This is a genomic window from Stenotrophomonas sp. Iso1, from assembly GCF_027497995.1.
GTDB lineage: Bacteria > Pseudomonadota > Gammaproteobacteria > Xanthomonadales > Xanthomonadaceae > Stenotrophomonas.
Genome location: NZ_JAODBT010000001.1, coordinates 1,308,610 through 1,322,851 on the forward strand (window position 1 = coordinate 1,308,610; position 14,242 = coordinate 1,322,851).

The following is a 14,242-nucleotide window of genomic DNA, read 5'->3' on the forward strand; positions in this document are numbered from 1 at the left end:
TTCCAGCCAGGCGTGGTACGAAAAAAGCGGCGCTTGCGCCGCTTTTTTTGTGGCTGTCGTTTACGCCGGGTGGTGTTGCCCAGCCTTAACGCAGCAGTTGGATCAGGCGGCGGGCGGTGCTTCGGCGCTGAATACCTGCGCGATGACTTCGGACAGATCATCCTCGGTGAAGGGCTTGGTGATGTAGGCCTTGGCGCCTTGGCGCATGCCCCACAGACGATCGGTGTCCTGATCCTTGGTGGTCACCAGAATCACCGGGATGTGCTGCGTTGTGGCCTCGCGCTTGAGCGTGCGCGTGGCCTGAAACCCATTGAGATTGGGCATCACCACATCCATCAGGATCAGATCCGGCAGCACCGACTTGGCAGCCTCTACCCCAGAGGCGCCATCGGTGGCGGTAAATGTTTCGTGCCCCAGCTTCTCAACGATGCGAAGGATGCCCATCAATTGCGAGGGCGAGTCGTCGACGATCAGGATGCGTGCCATTTTGTTTCCCCAATATCCTGCTTTCCCCAAGATGCTGGCGAGTGTAGTGCCCGCTCGCCATGGACGTGAAGCGTTGTGCGTCACGTCCATGGCGCGACATGCGCGCCCTCAATCAACTCTTACGACGGTGCGGCCAAAGGATTTGCCGTCGAGCATGGTCTCAAACACCCCAGGCAGCTCGTCCAGGCCGACCTCACGGGTGCAGATGGTGTCCAGGTGGCGTGGCTTCCAGTCGTTGCCCAGTAGCTGCCAGACCTGTTCCCGCACATCGCGTGCAGTGCCCGCCGAGGCCACACCCAGCAGCGACACGCCGCGGATGATGAAGGGCATGACGGTCATGTCCAGTTCGGCGGTGGCGGCAAGGCCGGCTGATGCGACGTTGCCGTAAGGCGTTGTCTGCGCCAGCAGGCTGGTCAGCATCGGCCCGCCGACGTTGTCCAGCCCGCCGCCAAAACGGGCCGATTCCATCGGCCTGGTCGTGCCCAACGCATCGCGGCCCAGCACTTGGCTGGCTCCGATGGTGGTCAGGTAGTCTGCTGCCTCGGCTTTGCCGCTGATGGCGTGCACTTCAAAACCGGCGCGGCTGAAGATGTCCACCGCCAGGGAGCCGACGCCACCGGTGGCACCGGTCACCGCGAGAGGGCCGTGTGCGGGCGACTGGCGGTTCTCCTTCATACGGAACAGGGCCAGCGCGGCGGTGAAGCCGGCAGTGCCCAGGATCATGGCTTCGCGCAGGGACAGGCCGGCGGGCAGGGGGATGAGCCATTTCGATTCCAGTCGGACGTACTGGCTGTAGCCGCCGTCTCGGGTTTCACTCAGGCCGCAGCCGGTGGTCAGCACTTTGTCCCCCTCCCGGAAGGCCGGGTCGGTGGAGGCGACAACTTCACCGGCCACATCGATGCCGCCCACCAAGGGGAAGCGGCGCAGAATTTTTCCCTTGCCGGTGCCCGCCAGTGCGTCCTTGTAGTTGACCGAGGACCAGTTGGCGCGGATCACCACTTCGCCGGGGCTGAGCTGGTCGAGTGCCACCTGCTCCAGGCCGCTACGGTAGCCAGCGTCGTCACTGTGGATGCGGAAAGCGGAAAATGAGGGGGAGACGGACATGCGGTAGCCTGCATTGGAACGGGGATATCCAACGATAGCGGTTGGGAAACGACAGGTCTGCCCCTATTACTGGTATAGACAGGGCCATGATGGGCTTGTCGGGATACCGCTGGCCTGGCGCGCACCAGGCCTGCTTCCGTGGATCACACGCAGGCTTAACCGATCAGCGGGAAACTCGCCCGGATTGCGGAACCTCTGAACTTGTTCAGAGACTCCCTTGTTAGAATCGGGATTCGATTGATGGCCGGGCAGGGCGGGGAGCGACCCGCACACCGGCCCTTACAGATGGAGCATGCATGGCCTGGAATACACCCGGCGGCAATAGTGGGGACGACAATCGTGCGCCCCGCAAGCCACGCGGCGGCAATGGTGGTGGTTGGGGCGGTGGTCTGCCCGGGCCGTTGCGCGACCTGTTTGATGGCGGTATCTGGCGCTGGGTGCTGGGTGCACTGGCCCTGTTGGTGTTGTTCTCCAGCTTCCAGCTGATCGGCGAACAGCAGCGTGGCGTGGTGCTGCGCTTCGGCGAGTACTCGCGGATCCTGCAGCCGGGCCCGAACTTCAAGCTGCCATGGCCGCTGGAATCGGTGATCAAGGTCAACGCCACCCAGATCAAGACCTTCAGCAGCAACGTGCCGGTGCTGACGCGTGACGAGAACATCGTCAACGTCGCGCTCAACGTGCAGTACCGCGTGGATGATCCGCGCCTGTATCTGTTCGGTACGGTCGATGGTGACCAGATGCTGGAGCAGTCCGCGCAGAGTGCCGTGCGTGAGCAGGTGGGCCGTGCCGACCTGAATGCCGTGCTCAACAACCGTGGTCCGCTGGCCGTGGTTGCCGAGCAGCGTTTGCAGGCCTCGCTGAAGGCCTACAACACCGGCCTGAGTGTGACCGGCCTGACCCTGCCTGACGCGCGTCCGCCGGAAGAAGTGAAGCCGGCCTTCGACGAGGTCAACGGTGCCCAGCAGGTCAAGGAACGTTTGATCAACGAAGCTCAGGCATACGCTGCCAAGGTTGTGCCAGAAGCGCGCGGCCAGGCCTCGCGTGCTCGTACTACTGCTGAAGGCTACAAGCAGGCCATCGTTGCTCGTTCCGAGGGTGATGCGCGTCGCTTCAGCCTGTTGCAAGCCGAGTACAAGAACTCGCCGGAAGTCACCCGTAAGCGCCTGTGGCTGGAAACCGTGCAGCAGGTGCTGTCGGAGAACCGCAAGGTCATCGGTGGTGATGGTCGCCAGTTGATTTACGTGCCGATGCCGGCCGATGCAAAGTCCACGGGCAACGCCCCGCAGCTGACCCCGGACATGGTGGTGCCGGCATTGCCTGCAACCACGGACAGCATTCGCAACCCGGACCGTTCGGTCTCGCGTTCGGCAAATCGTGAGGAGGCGGGCCGATGAAAAATTCTCTTGGAATCGGCCTGCTGGTCGTTGTGCTGCTGGGCCTGTTGGGCTCGGTCTACATAGTGCGTGAAGACCAGACGGCGATGGTGCTGAACCTGGGCAAGGTGGTGCGCGCGGATATCAAGCCAGGCCTGCACTTCAAGGTGCCGCTGGTGGAATCGGTGCGTGTGTTCGACCGCCGTCTGCAGGTGCTGGACACTGCTCCGGCGCGTTACTTCACCGCCGAGCAGAAGGACGTCAGCGTTGACTTCTTCGCCATCGGTTATATCTCCGATGTGCGTGCATACTACCGTGCAACCGGTGGTGACAGCACGGTGGTCAATGCCCGCCTGGCGCCGATCATCACCGACTCGCTGCGTAACCAGATCAACTCGCGCACTTTGCAGGCGCTGGTGTCCGGTGACCGTGGCGAGCTGATTGCCGGGCAGCTGAAGAGCATCAACGAGGCCATCCAGACGCTGGGCATGCAGATCGTCGACCTGCGCATCAAGCAGATCGACCTGCCGACCGACAGCCAGGTGATCACCGACGTTTACGAGCGCATGCGCGCCCAGCGTAAGCAGGAGGCCGCCAAGCTGCGCGCCGAAGGCGAAGAGCAGTCGTTGACCATCCGCGCCCAGGCCGACCGCGAAAGCACCGTCATCGTCGCTGAGGCTGAGCGTGACGCCCAGCAGCTGCGTGGTGAAGGTGATGCACAGGCTGCAGCAATCTATGGCAAGGCCGGTTCGGCCGATCCGGCGTTCTACGCGTTCTACCGCAGCCTGGAGGCGTACCGAGTCTCGATGACCGACGGCAACGGCGTGATCGTGCTCGACAAGAACGACCCGTTCCTGCAGTACATGAAGAGCGATCGTTGATCGTCTGATCGTCTGATCGTCTGATCGTCAGTAGGCATTTGCTCAAAGCCCCTCTCCCGCGTGCGGGAGAGGGGTTGGGGTGAGGGGCGGTAGAGCCTTCAAGAGCACCCCCCATCCGCCCTACGGGCACCTTCCCCCGCAAGCGGGAGAAGGGATAGTCAAAAGCTAGGGCCAAAGCCCAAAGCCAAAGCTAAAGCCAAAGCCCAAAGCCCGAGGCCGAGGCCGAAGCCGAAGCCGAAGCCTCCCGCTCCAAAGCCTTACGCCATCCAATGAAAGATCTCCTCTCCGCACTCTGCCTCGTGGCTGTTCTCGAAGGCCTGTTTCTGTTTGCCACGCCACTGGCCTGGAAACGGATGGCTTCGCAGATGCTGGAACTTCCCACATCGTCGCTGCGCAAGATGGGGGCGCTGGTACTGATCGCAGGGCTGGTAGTGCTGTGGTGGTCACGCCACTGAACGCGCGGCGACCGGCTCCGACGAGCTGAACCCGAAGGGGTGGTAGCCGTCAGGCAAAACCCGGATAATCCACAAAAGCCGGTCGGGCCAGCTCCTAACAGAGCGTCCCGTTCGGCTTTTTCCGTGTATGGCCCTGGCGTTTGCCGGATGCTCCCCGATGGGGCTTCCGTGAAGGCGGACCAGGGGCAGCGCACGGTCCCGTCCGCGGCCCCGATGGCCGCAGCAAAATTCAGGAGTTACCCGTCATGGGTCAATCAGTTGTTGTTCTCGGCGCCCAGTGGGGCGATGAAGGCAAGGGCAAGATCGTCGATCTGCTGACCGAAGAAATCGGTGCAGTGGTCCGTTTCCAGGGTGGCCACAATGCGGGCCATACGCTGGTCATCAACGGCAAGAAGACCGTCCTGCACCTGATTCCGTCCGGCATTCTGCGCGATGACGCGCTGTGTCTGATCGGCAATGGCGTGGTGATTTCCCCGGCCGCCCTGTGCAAGGAAATCGAAGAGCTGGAAACGGCCGGCGTTGAAGTGCGTTCGCGCCTGAAGATCTCCCCGGCAGCGCCGCTGATCATGCCGTACCACATCGCGTTGGATCAGGCCCGTGAGAAGGCTGCCGGCGGCAAGGCCATCGGCACCACCGGCCGCGGTATTGGCCCGGCGTATGAAGACAAGGTGGCGCGTCGCGGCATCCGCGTGGCCGACCTGCATTACCCGGAACAGCTGGCTGAAAAGCTGCGCGCGGCGCTGGATTATCACAACTTCGTGCTGACCAAGTATCTGGGCGTGGAAGCGGTGGATTTCGACGCCGTTTACAAGGAAGCGCTGGCCTTCGGCGAATACGTCGAGCCGATGAAGTCCGACGTTGCCGGCATCTGCCACGACCTGCGCAAGCAGGGCAAGCGCGTGCTGTTTGAAGGTGCGCAGGGCGCGCTGCTGGACATCGACCACGGTACCTATCCTTACGTCACCAGCTCCAACACCACTGTCGGTGGTGCACTGGCCGGTGCTGGCGTTGGCGCCGATGCGATCGACTACGTGCTGGGCATCGCCAAGGCCTATGCCACCCGCGTTGGCGGTGGTCCGTTCCCGACCGAGCTGGACGACGAAGTCGGCCAGGGTATCCGTGACCGTGGCGCTGAGTACGGTGCCTCGACCGGCCGCCCGCGTCGCTGCGGCTGGATGGACATCGTCGCGCTCAAGCGTGCTGTCGCCATCAACGGTATTTCCGGTCTGTGCATCACCAAGCTCGACGTGCTCGATGGCATGGAGAAGCTCAAGATCTGCATCGCCTACGAATACCGTGGCAAGCGTACCGAGTACGCACCGCTGGATGCGCAGGGCTGGGAAGAATGCACTCCCGTCTACCTGGAGTTCCCGGGCTGGAGCGAGAACACCCACGGCGTCACCGAGTGGGACAAGCTGCCGCCGGCTGCCCGTGCTTATCTGCGCGCGCTGGAAGAACTGGCAGGTTGCCCGATCTCGATCGTGTCGACCGGTCCGGACCGCGACCACACCATGGTCCTGCAGGATCCGTGGGGCTGATCGTAGCCATCGTGACATTCTGTGATTGAAACAAAGCCCCGCTTCGGCGGGGCTTTGTTTTGGCTGGTCGACTGGCGCGCTGCAGAGTGCCAGTCACGGCCAGGGGAGAGTCCGTTGCTCGGGTTGCGCCGTGCTTGCCCGGGCTACCGATTCCGCGCGTGATTCAAGGCTGGTCGAGCGGGGTGTCGTTCAAGCGACGTTCGACGATTTCCAGAATGGTTGGCGTACTGACGCCGAACGAGCCCGCAGTGCCCTCGTCGAAGGCCTGGCGCCATTGTGCATAGCCCTTCTGGTAAGCCGGATTGGGTTCGCGCAGGCCGATGAAACGCAGCTCGCTGCGCTGCAGGGTCTGGTCGGTGACCGGGGCGTGCTCAAGATCGGTCATATAGCCGCCGGGCAAGCCAGGGTGACGGATCTTCAGCGCATCGAGGGTGACGTGGTAGATGTTGCCGCCGCCGAGCGGATGCTGGTCGATGCGATTGATCAGCAGCGTCGGTTGTTCATCGGCATGGCGGCCCTTGCAGGCCCATAGCTGGCCGACGGCGTAATGATTCGGGATAGTCATGAGCGGCTTCCGCGCGTAGTTGTTGCCGATGATGCCGACAACACCGGCGGTCGACTTGTCATGATCTGGCGGGAGCTGCCGCAGGCCCAAGACCAATGGCCGGGGCGGAGGCAACCCAGGGCTGGCTAGAATGGTCCGGCGTTTCATCCTGCCGCCAGCCTGATTGATCTGATGCGAATCGACCCTGCCGAAATCGAAGCCCTGTTCAATGCCATTCCCAGCGTGCTGTTTTTCGCCAAGGACATGCAGGGGCGCTATACGCACGTCAACCTGACGATGATGCACCGGCTGGGCGTGAAGTCGCGCGGCGAGGTCATTGGCAAGCGCGCAGATGAGTTGTACCCGGCCGGCATGAGCGAGGCTTATGTCGAGCAGGATGCGCGGGTGTTGGCAGGTGAGGTAGTCGAGAATGTCATGGAGCTGCAGCTGCTGGCCAATCAGCAGCCCGGTTGGTGCCTGACCTGCAAGCGCCCGATCATCGAGGACGGCAGCGTGGTCGGCTTGATCGGTATTTCCCGTGACCTAGGTCAGCGCGGCGGGTTGGAATCGCAGTACGAACCGTTGCGGCTGGCGCTGGACTACCTCAACACGCATTACGCCGAAAACGTGCGCATGCAGACCTTGCTGGATATCACCGGATTCTCGCTGTCCAAGCTGGAGCGTTCGTTCCGCAAGGTATTCCAGATGACGCCGCAGCAAGTGCTTACCCGGCTGCGCATCCAGATCGCATTGCACCTGCTGCATGGCGATGAAAGCGTGGCGAGCATTGGCCAGGCGTGTGGCTTCAGTGACCAGAGTGCATTCACCCGTAAGTTCAAGGCTGAAGTGGGCATGGCGCCGCGCCAGTACCGGGCGATGATCGCCGCGCGCGCCGCGCAGGGCTGAGTCTCGGGCGAGCGGTCGCAGCCGTTGCGACCGGCCTCGGCTATCCTGCGGTTCCCCGCAGACAGGAACCTCCATGGCCAAGACTCGCAGTAGCGCTTACGTCTGCACGGAATGCGGTGCCGAATACAGTAAGTGGCAGGGCCAGTGCACCGAGTGTGGCGCCTGGAACGTGCTCAGTGAAATCGTGTTGGAAAGCGCTGCCGCCGCGAAGTCGCCAGCCTCGCGTCGCAGCGGTTGGGCCGGCAAGGTCGACGCACCCAAGATCACTGCGTTGAAGGACGTGCAGCAGACCGACCACCTGCGCGTGTCTACCGGCATCGGCGAGTTCGACCGTGTGCTGGGCGGCGGCCTGGTCGAAGGCGCGGTGATCCTGGTCGGCGGCGATCCGGGCATCGGCAAGTCCACCTTGCTGCTGCAGGCGGTGGCGAAGATGGCCAGCACCTTGCCGGTGTTGTACGTGACCGGCGAAGAATCGCTGGCGCAGATCGCCGGTCGCGCGGTGCGCCTTGGCTTGCCGTTGGAAGGCATCAATGGCCTGGCCGAAACCGGCGTTGAAAACATCCTGCAGCATGCCGCCAACGCGCGCCCGAAGTTGATCGTGGCTGATTCGGTGCAGACGCTGTGGACCGAATCCGTCACCGCCGCGCCGGGCTCGGTGAGCCAGGTGCGTGAGAGCGCCGCGCGATTGGTGCGCTTCGCCAAGGAGACAGGCACCGCAGTGTTCCTGGTGGGTCACGTCACCAAGGAGGGCGGCATTGCCGGCCCGCGCGTGCTGGAACATATGGTCGATGCGGTGCTGTACTTCGAGGGCGAGAGCGGCAGCCGTTTCCGCGTGCTACGTGCATTCAAGAATCGCTTTGGTGCGGTCAACGAGCTGGGTGTATTCGCCATGGGTGAGAAGGGCCTGAAAGAAGTGCCCAACCCATCGGCGATCTTTCTGTCCGGCGGTAGCACCCGTCAGCCCGGCAGTTGCGTGATGGTCACCCGTGAAGGCACCCGCCCGCTGTTGGTGGAAGTGCAGGCGCTGGTGGATTCATCACCGTTGTCCAACCCGCGCCGTGTTGCAGTGGGCTTGGAGCAGAACCGTCTGGCGATGTTGTTGGCGGTACTGCACCGTCATGGCGGCGTGGTGGTTGGGGACCAGGACGTGTTCGTCAATGTGGTCGGCGGCATTCGTGTGCAGGAGACGGCGGTGGATCTGCCGGTGCTGCTGGCAGTGCTGTCTTCATTGCAGGACCGGCCACTGGCCGAGAAGACCATTGCCTTCGGTGAAGTGGGTTTGTCCGGTGAAATCCGTCCGGTGCCCAATGGCGAGGATCGCCTGCGCGAGGCGGCCACCCACGGTTTCAAGCGCGCCATCGTGCCCAAGGCCAACGCGCCAAAAAACGGCTCGGTTAAGGGGATGGAAGTGATCGCGGTGGAGCGGTTGTCCGAGGCGCTGGAAGCAGCTGCGGAGTAGGGCGGGAACCGCTCCCTCCCACTGTGCAGAAGGGAGGGGGTGGGCCGCGCGAACATTTCGAATTGCAAGGACTGCTTCGTCCCTTCCCTTTGTCGCAAGTAAGCAGAGGGGCTTCCCCAAGCCTCAGGCGTGGCCCAGCACCAGTTCAATCACAAACTGGCTGCCGAAGAACGCCAGCAACAACAGCGCCATTGCGCTCAGGGTCCAGTGCACCGCTTTGCTGCCACGCCAGCCATAACGGCGGCGGCCGATCAGCAGCGTGCCGAACACGATCCACGACAGCACGCTGAGTACGGTCTTGTGCACCAGCTTCTGCGCCAGCAGGTCATCGACGAACAACACGCCGGTCACCAGGGTCAGTGTCAACAGGCTGAAGCCAACGGCGATAGTGCGGAACAACAGCGTTTCCAGATCTGCCAGCGGCGGTAATGCGCGCAGCCATGGTCGGAAATCGCGGCGGCGCAATGCGCGCTCCTGTAGCCACAGCATGATCGCCAGCAATGCGGCGATGCTCAGCGTGGCGTAGGCCAGCAGTGCCAGCCAGGCGTGGGTGGCCAGCCGCCAGCCCAGCAATTTGCTCGGTTCATGGCCGTAGCCGTGATATGCCAACAGCAGGATGGCGGCCATCGGGAACACCACGACGCCCAGTGCCGCCATGCGCCCGCGCGCGCCCACCAATGCGGTCAACGCGCTCATGCCCAGGCCGACCAATGACAGCGCGGCGAAGAAGTGCATGTCCGGGCCGCCGGCGGTCTGCATCGCCACCATCAGGTGGTAGCCGCCATGCAATACCGTCGCAGTCACTGCTGGCAACAACCAGGTGCGCGGTGGCGGCGAACGGTCTGCCGTCAGGGCGCGCACCAGCAGAGCGGTGGCCAACAGATAAAGGAATGCGGCGATGAGAACGATTGTCATCGCGTGAGTTTCGCACACGGGCCAGCCGCTGGCGATGTGAACCGGCGGGCAGCAGGGCTGCCCGTTATACTTACCGTCTCTGTTTCCACGATTTCCGCAGGTCCCATCGCATGTTTGAGTCACTGACCCAGCGCCTTTCCGGCACCATCGAGCGTCTGCGTGGGCGCGGCCGCCTGACCGAGGAAAACATTCGCGAGGCCACCCGCGAAGTCCGCATCGCACTACTTGAGGCCGACGTGGCCCTGCCGGTGGTGCAGGCGCTGGTGGAGAAGATCAAGATCCGTGCTGTCGGCCAGGAAGTGCTCAAGTCGCTGACCCCGGGCCAGGCGCTGATCAAGGTCGTGCGCGATGAGCTGACTGCGGTGATGGGCGCGCAGGCCACCGACCTGAACCTCAATGTGCCGGCCCCGGCCATCATCCTGATGGCGGGCCTGCAGGGCGCGGGCAAGACGACGACCGTCGGCAAGCTGGCCAAGCACCTGAAGGAAAAGCGCAAGAAGAAAGTGATGGTGGTGTCGGCTGACGTCTACCGCCCTGCCGCCATCGAGCAGCTGAAAACGTTGGCTGATCAGGTCGGCGTGCTGTTCTTCCCGTCGACTGCCGAGCAGAAGCCGGTGGATATCGTCCGCGCCGCCATTGATGACGCGCGCAAGTCGTTCGTCGACGTGCTGCTGGTGGATACCGCAGGCCGTCTGGCCATCGACGAAGCGATGATGGCCGAGATCAAGGCCCTGCATGCAGCGGTCAACCCGGCTGAAACGCTGTTCGTGGTCGATGCGATGACCGGCCAGGATGCTGCCAACACCGCCAAGGCCTTCGGCGAAGCACTGCCGCTGACCGGCGTGGTGTTGACCAAAACCGACGGTGACGCCCGGGGCGGTGCCGCGCTGAGCGTGCGTTACATCACCGGCAAGCCGATCAAGTTCACTGGTACCGGTGAGAAGGTCGATGGGCTGGATGTGTTCCATCCCGAGCGCGTGGCCAGCCGCATCCTCGACATGGGTGACGTGCTGTCGCTGGTGGAGCAGGTTGAGCAGCAGGTCGACAAGGACAAGGCGCAGAAGCTGGCCGAGAAGGTCGCCAAGGGCAAGAAGTTCGACTTGAACGACATGCGCGACCAGCTTGAGCAGATGCAGAACATGGGCGGCATCGGTGGCCTGATGGACAAGCTGCCAGGCATGGGCCAGATCCCCGAGCATCTCAAGCAGCAGGCGTCGCAGAGCAAGGAAGTGCCGCGCATGATTGCCATCATCGGCTCGATGACCAAGAAAGAGCGCCGCAACCCGGGCCTGCTCAATGGCTCGCGTCGCGCTCGCATCGCACGCGGCTCCGGTACGCAGCCGGCTGACGTCAACAAGCTGATGAAGCAGTACATGCAGATGGAAAAGATGATGAGCAAGCTTGCCGGCGGCGGCATGAAGGGCATGATGCGCAACATGAAGGGCATGCTCGGCGCCATGGGTGGCAAGGGCGGCTTGCCGTTCCGTTGATAAGCAGGTGTTGTCAGGCGCCGCGCTCGTAATTGCGGGAGCGGCGTTGTGGTTGGAGAACACCTCCGGAGGGCGGAAAATGCGCTACGAAGCATGCTTCCAAAATCGGAGTTGGTTCTGTCCATGAATCCAATCATCAAGCAACGCGTCGACGCCTTCTGCCAACGCTTCGGCGTTGGCCTTCCGATTTTGTTGTCGCCTATGGCGGGCGCCTGCCCGGTGTCATTGTCGGCGGTGCTCGCCAATGCGGGTGGCATGGGTGCGATGGGAGCGGTGCTGTCCATGCCGGCACAGATCGGGCAGTGGATGGATGATTTCAGGGCGCAGTCGCAAGGCCCTGCACAGATCAATCTGTGGGTGCCGGATCCGGCGCCCCAGCGCGATGCGGCCGCTGAGGTGGCTACCCGCGACTTCCTGGAACAATGGGGGCCGCAGGTGCTGGCGACTGCCGGTGATGCGGAGCCTGCCGATTTCGATGCACAGTTCGATGCGTTGATCCAGGCCCGGCCCGCTGTGGCTTCGACCATCATGGGCGTGCTTTCCGAAGTGCAGGTGCGGCGATTGAAAGCCGCAGGCATTGCCTGGTTCGCCTGTGCAACCACGCTGGACGAAGCCCTGCAGGCACAAGCTGCAGGTGCCGATGCGGTGATCGCGCAGGGCATGGAGGCTGGGGGGCATCGCGGTGCGTTCGATGCGGCCAGTGCCGAGTTGCAGATGAGTGGATTGTTCGCCTTGGTGCCGCGGTTGGCCGATACGTTGCACGTGCCCGTGATCGCAGCCGGCGGCATTGCCGATGGTCGTGGCGTCGCTGCTGCGCTGTTGCTCGGGGCCAGCGCCGTGCAGGTGGGAACCGCATTTCTTGCCGCTGACGAATCCGATATTCCACAAGCGTGGCGGCAGGCATTGGCCGCTACCGAACCAGAAGGAACGCGCGCCACACGTGCTTTCAGTGGTCGTCTGGGGCGGGCGTTGAGTACCGCGTACGTGCGAGCGGCCGACGCCGCCGATGCGCCGCAACCGCAGCCTTACCCGGTGCAGCGAGGGCTTACCGCCGGCATGCGCCGCGAAGCAAATGCTGCAAATCAACTCGATGCGATGCAGGCGTGGGCGGGACAATCGGCATGGTTGGCGCGTCGCGCACCTGCCGCTGAAATACTGCAGACGATGTGGGCGCAGGCACAGGCACTGTCATGAGCCGATTGTTCTGCAACGGGCAACCGGCTGATGCCACCTTGTTGGGTGCGGTGTTGGTCAATTACGGGCATTTCACTTCCTTGCAGGTGCGCAATGGCGCGGTGCAGGGATGGTCGTTGCACCTGCGACGTTTGCAGCAGGCCACGCATGAATTGTTCGACACCCCATTGGATGTCGCGCAGCTATGCGTATGGCTGGAGGATGCGCTGGCGCAATGCGGTATGCGCGATGCCTCGGTGCGCATTACGGTTTTTTCGCGTGAGTTTGATTTCCGCCAACCGTTGCGTGTGGTGCCGGTCGATGTGTTGGTCGGCATTACCGCGCCCGTCACTATGCCCACGACTGCGCGCGCGGTGATGTCGCTGCGCTATCAGCGTGAACTGCCGCATATCAAACATGTAGGCACATTCCCGTTGTTTCATCACCGTCGCCATGCCATGCGCGAGGGGTTCGATGATGTGGTGTTCGTGGATGAGGCTGGCAAAGTGAGTGAGGGCAGCACCTGGAACCTGGCGTTCTGGGATGGCGCACAGGTGGTGTGGCCGCAGGCGGCTGCGCTGCGAGGTGTTACCGAGCAACTGCTGATGGCCGGTCTGGATCGGCTGGGGCAGAGGCAGGCCCAGCGCGCGTTGGAGCTAACGGCGCTGACCGGATTTGCCGGTGCAGTGGCCTGCAATGCCAGTGGTCTGTGGCCACTTGCGCAAATTGACGGTGTGTCGTTTGCACAGTCGGATTTGCTGCTGCAGTTATTGCGTCGGGCGTTGGGTGAGGCGCCTTGGGAGCGGCTTCAGATAGGGAGTTAGGCGCGGATTGCAGAAACAGCGTCAGCGACTGGCTCTCCCCTTACCTGTGGCAAAGCAAGGCGGCCAGTCACGCAATCTGTGGGGGTTGCAGGGGATTGCCATAACCCACTCCCGTCGTCGCAAGGGAGGCAGCGGCGCTTTGCGGGAGGCCCAAAGCCACAGCCTGCGTTCAGCTTGGCGGGCAGGGGCGGGGTTGGAATGGGCCGTTGGCGTCGCTATAATCGCCGGCTTACCGCGCCATCCTGGCGACTGGGCAATAAGGAAAAACCACCATGGTCAAGATTCGACTGACCCGCGGCGGCGCCAAGAAGCGTCCGTTCTACCACATCATCGTGACCGACGTCCGTAGCGCCCGTGACGGCCGCAACATCGAGCGCGTCGGCTACTACAACCCGGTTGCCCAGGGCGCCGAGCAGCGCATCGTGCTGGACATCGCCGCTGTCGACAAGTGGGTTGCCAACGGCGCCCAGCTGACCGACAAGGTTCGCAACCTGTACAAGGAAGCGACCAAGGCCCAGGCCGTCGCGGCCTGATCCTGACGGGCCGCGTGCAAGCGCGGCCCGACGGTTTCTGACATGAAGAAAGATTCCGAGCGCCGGATCCTGCTTGGCAGGGTTGCCGGCGCTTTTGGTGTGCGCGGCGAACTTAAGCTCGAGTCCTGGACCGAGCCGCGTTCTGCCATTTTCAAATATCAACCTTGGATTCTGCGCACTTCCGCAGGGCAGGAATCCGAGCTGTCCGGTGTGCGTGGGCGTGATTCGGGCAAGCATCTGGTGGCTACGTTCCCGGACGTGACCGACCGTGATGTGGTCGAGTCCATGCGCGACACCGAGATCTACATCGCCCGCAGCGCGCTGCCGCCGCCCAGTCCCGATGAGTATTACTGGGTTGATCTGGAAGGCCTGGACGTACAGACCGTGGACGGCGTGAAACTGGGGCAGGCCTCGCACCTGTTCAGTACCGGCTCCAACGATGTACTGGTGGTGCGTGGTGACCGTGAGCGCATGGTGCCGTTCGTGATGGGCGACTACGTCAAGTCAGTTGATTTCGACACCAACGTGATCGTGGTCGACTGGGACCCGGAGTTTTAAGTC

The 14,242-nt window shown here is 63.1% G+C and carries 15 protein-coding genes; 11 read left to right on the plus strand and 4 right to left on the minus strand.

Annotation, left to right across the window (positions count from 1 at the left end; genetic code table 11):
• Positions 1 to 102: 102 nt before the first annotated feature.
• Positions 103 to 486 carry a twitching motility response regulator PilH gene (gene pilH, locus PAN08_RS05620; protein ID WP_057635756.1) on the minus strand — a complete coding sequence of 128 codons (384 nt, stop codon included), beginning with the start codon at positions 484 to 486 and terminating at the stop codon, positions 103 to 105.
• A gap of 108 nt (positions 487 to 594) precedes the next feature.
• Positions 595 to 1,590 (minus strand): YhdH/YhfP family quinone oxidoreductase, encoded by a 996-nt coding sequence (locus tag PAN08_RS05625; RefSeq protein ID WP_269790497.1) that lies wholly within the window; start codon positions 1,588 to 1,590, stop codon positions 595 to 597.
• A gap of 296 nt (positions 1,591 to 1,886) precedes the next feature.
• Between PAN08_RS05625 and hflK the strand changes: the two genes are divergently transcribed.
• From hflK to PAN08_RS05645, 4 genes are all read left to right on the plus strand, one after another.
• A complete protein-coding gene (gene hflK, locus PAN08_RS05630) occupies positions 1,887 to 2,984 on the plus strand; it encodes an FtsH protease activity modulator HflK (protein ID WP_269790498.1) in 1,098 nt (365 codons plus the stop codon).
• Positions 2,981 to 3,844, plus strand: coding sequence for a protease modulator HflC (locus PAN08_RS05635; protein WP_269790499.1), 864 nt, complete (start codon positions 2,981 to 2,983; stop codon positions 3,842 to 3,844). Before hflK ends, PAN08_RS05635 begins: the two co-directional genes overlap by 4 nt.
• 269 nt (positions 3,845 to 4,113) lie before the next feature.
• Positions 4,114 to 4,299 carry a DUF2065 family protein gene (locus PAN08_RS05640; RefSeq protein WP_269790500.1) on the plus strand — a complete coding sequence of 62 codons (186 nt, stop codon included), beginning with the start codon at positions 4,114 to 4,116 and terminating at the stop codon, positions 4,297 to 4,299.
• Positions 4,300 to 4,544: 245 nt separating this feature from the next.
• A complete protein-coding gene (locus tag PAN08_RS05645) occupies positions 4,545 to 5,837 on the plus strand; it encodes an adenylosuccinate synthase (RefSeq protein WP_269790501.1) in 1,293 nt (430 codons plus the stop codon).
• Positions 5,838 to 6,000: 163 nt separating this feature from the next.
• On the opposite strand, the gene PAN08_RS05650 is transcribed toward PAN08_RS05645, so the two are convergent.
• Positions 6,001 to 6,402 carry a hypothetical protein gene (locus tag PAN08_RS05650; RefSeq protein ID WP_269790502.1) on the minus strand — a complete coding sequence of 134 codons (402 nt, stop codon included), beginning with the start codon at positions 6,400 to 6,402 and terminating at the stop codon, positions 6,001 to 6,003.
• A gap of 171 nt (positions 6,403 to 6,573) precedes the next feature.
• Here PAN08_RS05650 and PAN08_RS05655 point away from each other — a divergent pair, with 171 nt between their 5' ends.
• Both PAN08_RS05655 and radA read left to right on the plus strand, forming a co-directional pair.
• A complete protein-coding gene (locus PAN08_RS05655) occupies positions 6,574 to 7,287 on the plus strand; it encodes an AraC family transcriptional regulator (protein WP_269790503.1) in 714 nt (237 codons plus the stop codon).
• 73 nt (positions 7,288 to 7,360) lie between these two features.
• Positions 7,361 to 8,746 carry a DNA repair protein RadA gene (gene radA / locus PAN08_RS05660; RefSeq protein ID WP_269790504.1) on the plus strand — a complete coding sequence of 462 codons (1,386 nt, stop codon included), beginning with the start codon at positions 7,361 to 7,363 and terminating at the stop codon, positions 8,744 to 8,746.
• Between the two features lie 123 nt (positions 8,747 to 8,869).
• On the opposite strand, the gene ccsA is transcribed toward radA, so the two are convergent.
• On the minus strand, positions 8,870 to 9,661 hold the full coding sequence (gene ccsA, locus PAN08_RS05665; protein WP_269790505.1) for a cytochrome c biogenesis protein CcsA: 792 nt from the start codon (positions 9,659 to 9,661) through the stop codon (positions 8,870 to 8,872).
• Positions 9,662 to 9,771: 110 nt separating this feature from the next.
• Between ccsA and ffh the strand changes: the two genes are divergently transcribed.
• The 5 genes from ffh (at position 9,772) to rimM (ending at position 14,239) form a co-directional block, all read left to right on the plus strand.
• The gene (ffh, locus tag PAN08_RS05670; RefSeq protein WP_269790506.1) at positions 9,772 to 11,151 is read left to right on the plus strand and encodes a signal recognition particle protein; all 1,380 of its coding nucleotides are present in this window, start codon (positions 9,772 to 9,774) and stop codon (positions 11,149 to 11,151) included.
• Between the two features lie 117 nt (positions 11,152 to 11,268).
• The gene (locus tag PAN08_RS05675; RefSeq protein WP_269791180.1) at positions 11,269 to 12,345 is read left to right on the plus strand and encodes a nitronate monooxygenase; all 1,077 of its coding nucleotides are present in this window, start codon (positions 11,269 to 11,271) and stop codon (positions 12,343 to 12,345) included.
• The gene (locus PAN08_RS05680) at positions 12,342 to 13,148 is read left to right on the plus strand and encodes an aminotransferase class IV family protein (RefSeq protein ID WP_269790507.1); all 807 of its coding nucleotides are present in this window, start codon (positions 12,342 to 12,344) and stop codon (positions 13,146 to 13,148) included. The genes PAN08_RS05675 and PAN08_RS05680 overlap by 4 nt, the downstream gene beginning before the upstream one ends.
• Positions 13,149 to 13,420: 272 nt before the next feature.
• Positions 13,421 to 13,681, plus strand: coding sequence for a 30S ribosomal protein S16 (gene rpsP / locus PAN08_RS05685; protein ID WP_057635769.1), 261 nt, complete (start codon positions 13,421 to 13,423; stop codon positions 13,679 to 13,681).
• A gap of 42 nt (positions 13,682 to 13,723) precedes the next feature.
• Positions 13,724 to 14,239 (plus strand): ribosome maturation factor RimM, encoded by a 516-nt coding sequence (gene rimM / locus PAN08_RS05690; protein ID WP_269790508.1) that lies wholly within the window; start codon positions 13,724 to 13,726, stop codon positions 14,237 to 14,239.
• The last annotated feature ends 3 nt before the right edge of the window (positions 14,240 to 14,242 follow it).

Bases quoted from the DNA above. Each gene is read 5' to 3' on its own strand.
- pilH (WP_057635756.1), bottom strand. From the start codon at position 486: ATGGCACGCATCCTGATCGTCGACGACTCGCCCTCGCAATTGATGGGC.
- PAN08_RS05625 (WP_269790497.1), bottom strand. From the start codon at position 1,590: ATGTCCGTCTCCCCCTCATTTTCCGCTTTCCGCATCCACAGTGACGAC.
- hflK (WP_269790498.1), top strand. From the start codon at position 1,887: ATGGCCTGGAATACACCCGGCGGCAATAGTGGGGACGACAATCGTGCG.
- PAN08_RS05635 (WP_269790499.1), top strand. From the start codon at position 2,981: ATGAAAAATTCTCTTGGAATCGGCCTGCTGGTCGTTGTGCTGCTGGGC.
- PAN08_RS05640 (WP_269790500.1), top strand. From the start codon at position 4,114: ATGAAAGATCTCCTCTCCGCACTCTGCCTCGTGGCTGTTCTCGAAGGC.
- PAN08_RS05645 (WP_269790501.1), top strand. From the start codon at position 4,545: ATGGGTCAATCAGTTGTTGTTCTCGGCGCCCAGTGGGGCGATGAAGGC.
- PAN08_RS05650 (WP_269790502.1), bottom strand. From the start codon at position 6,402: ATGACTATCCCGAATCATTACGCCGTCGGCCAGCTATGGGCCTGCAAG.
- PAN08_RS05655 (WP_269790503.1), top strand. From the start codon at position 6,574: ATGCGAATCGACCCTGCCGAAATCGAAGCCCTGTTCAATGCCATTCCC.
- radA (WP_269790504.1), top strand. From the start codon at position 7,361: ATGGCCAAGACTCGCAGTAGCGCTTACGTCTGCACGGAATGCGGTGCC.
- ccsA (WP_269790505.1), bottom strand. From the start codon at position 9,661: ATGACAATCGTTCTCATCGCCGCATTCCTTTATCTGTTGGCCACCGCT.
- ffh (WP_269790506.1), top strand. From the start codon at position 9,772: ATGTTTGAGTCACTGACCCAGCGCCTTTCCGGCACCATCGAGCGTCTG.
- PAN08_RS05680 (WP_269790507.1), top strand. From the start codon at position 12,342: ATGAGCCGATTGTTCTGCAACGGGCAACCGGCTGATGCCACCTTGTTG.
- rpsP (WP_057635769.1), top strand. From the start codon at position 13,421: ATGGTCAAGATTCGACTGACCCGCGGCGGCGCCAAGAAGCGTCCGTTC.
- rimM (WP_269790508.1), top strand. From the start codon at position 13,724: ATGAAGAAAGATTCCGAGCGCCGGATCCTGCTTGGCAGGGTTGCCGGC.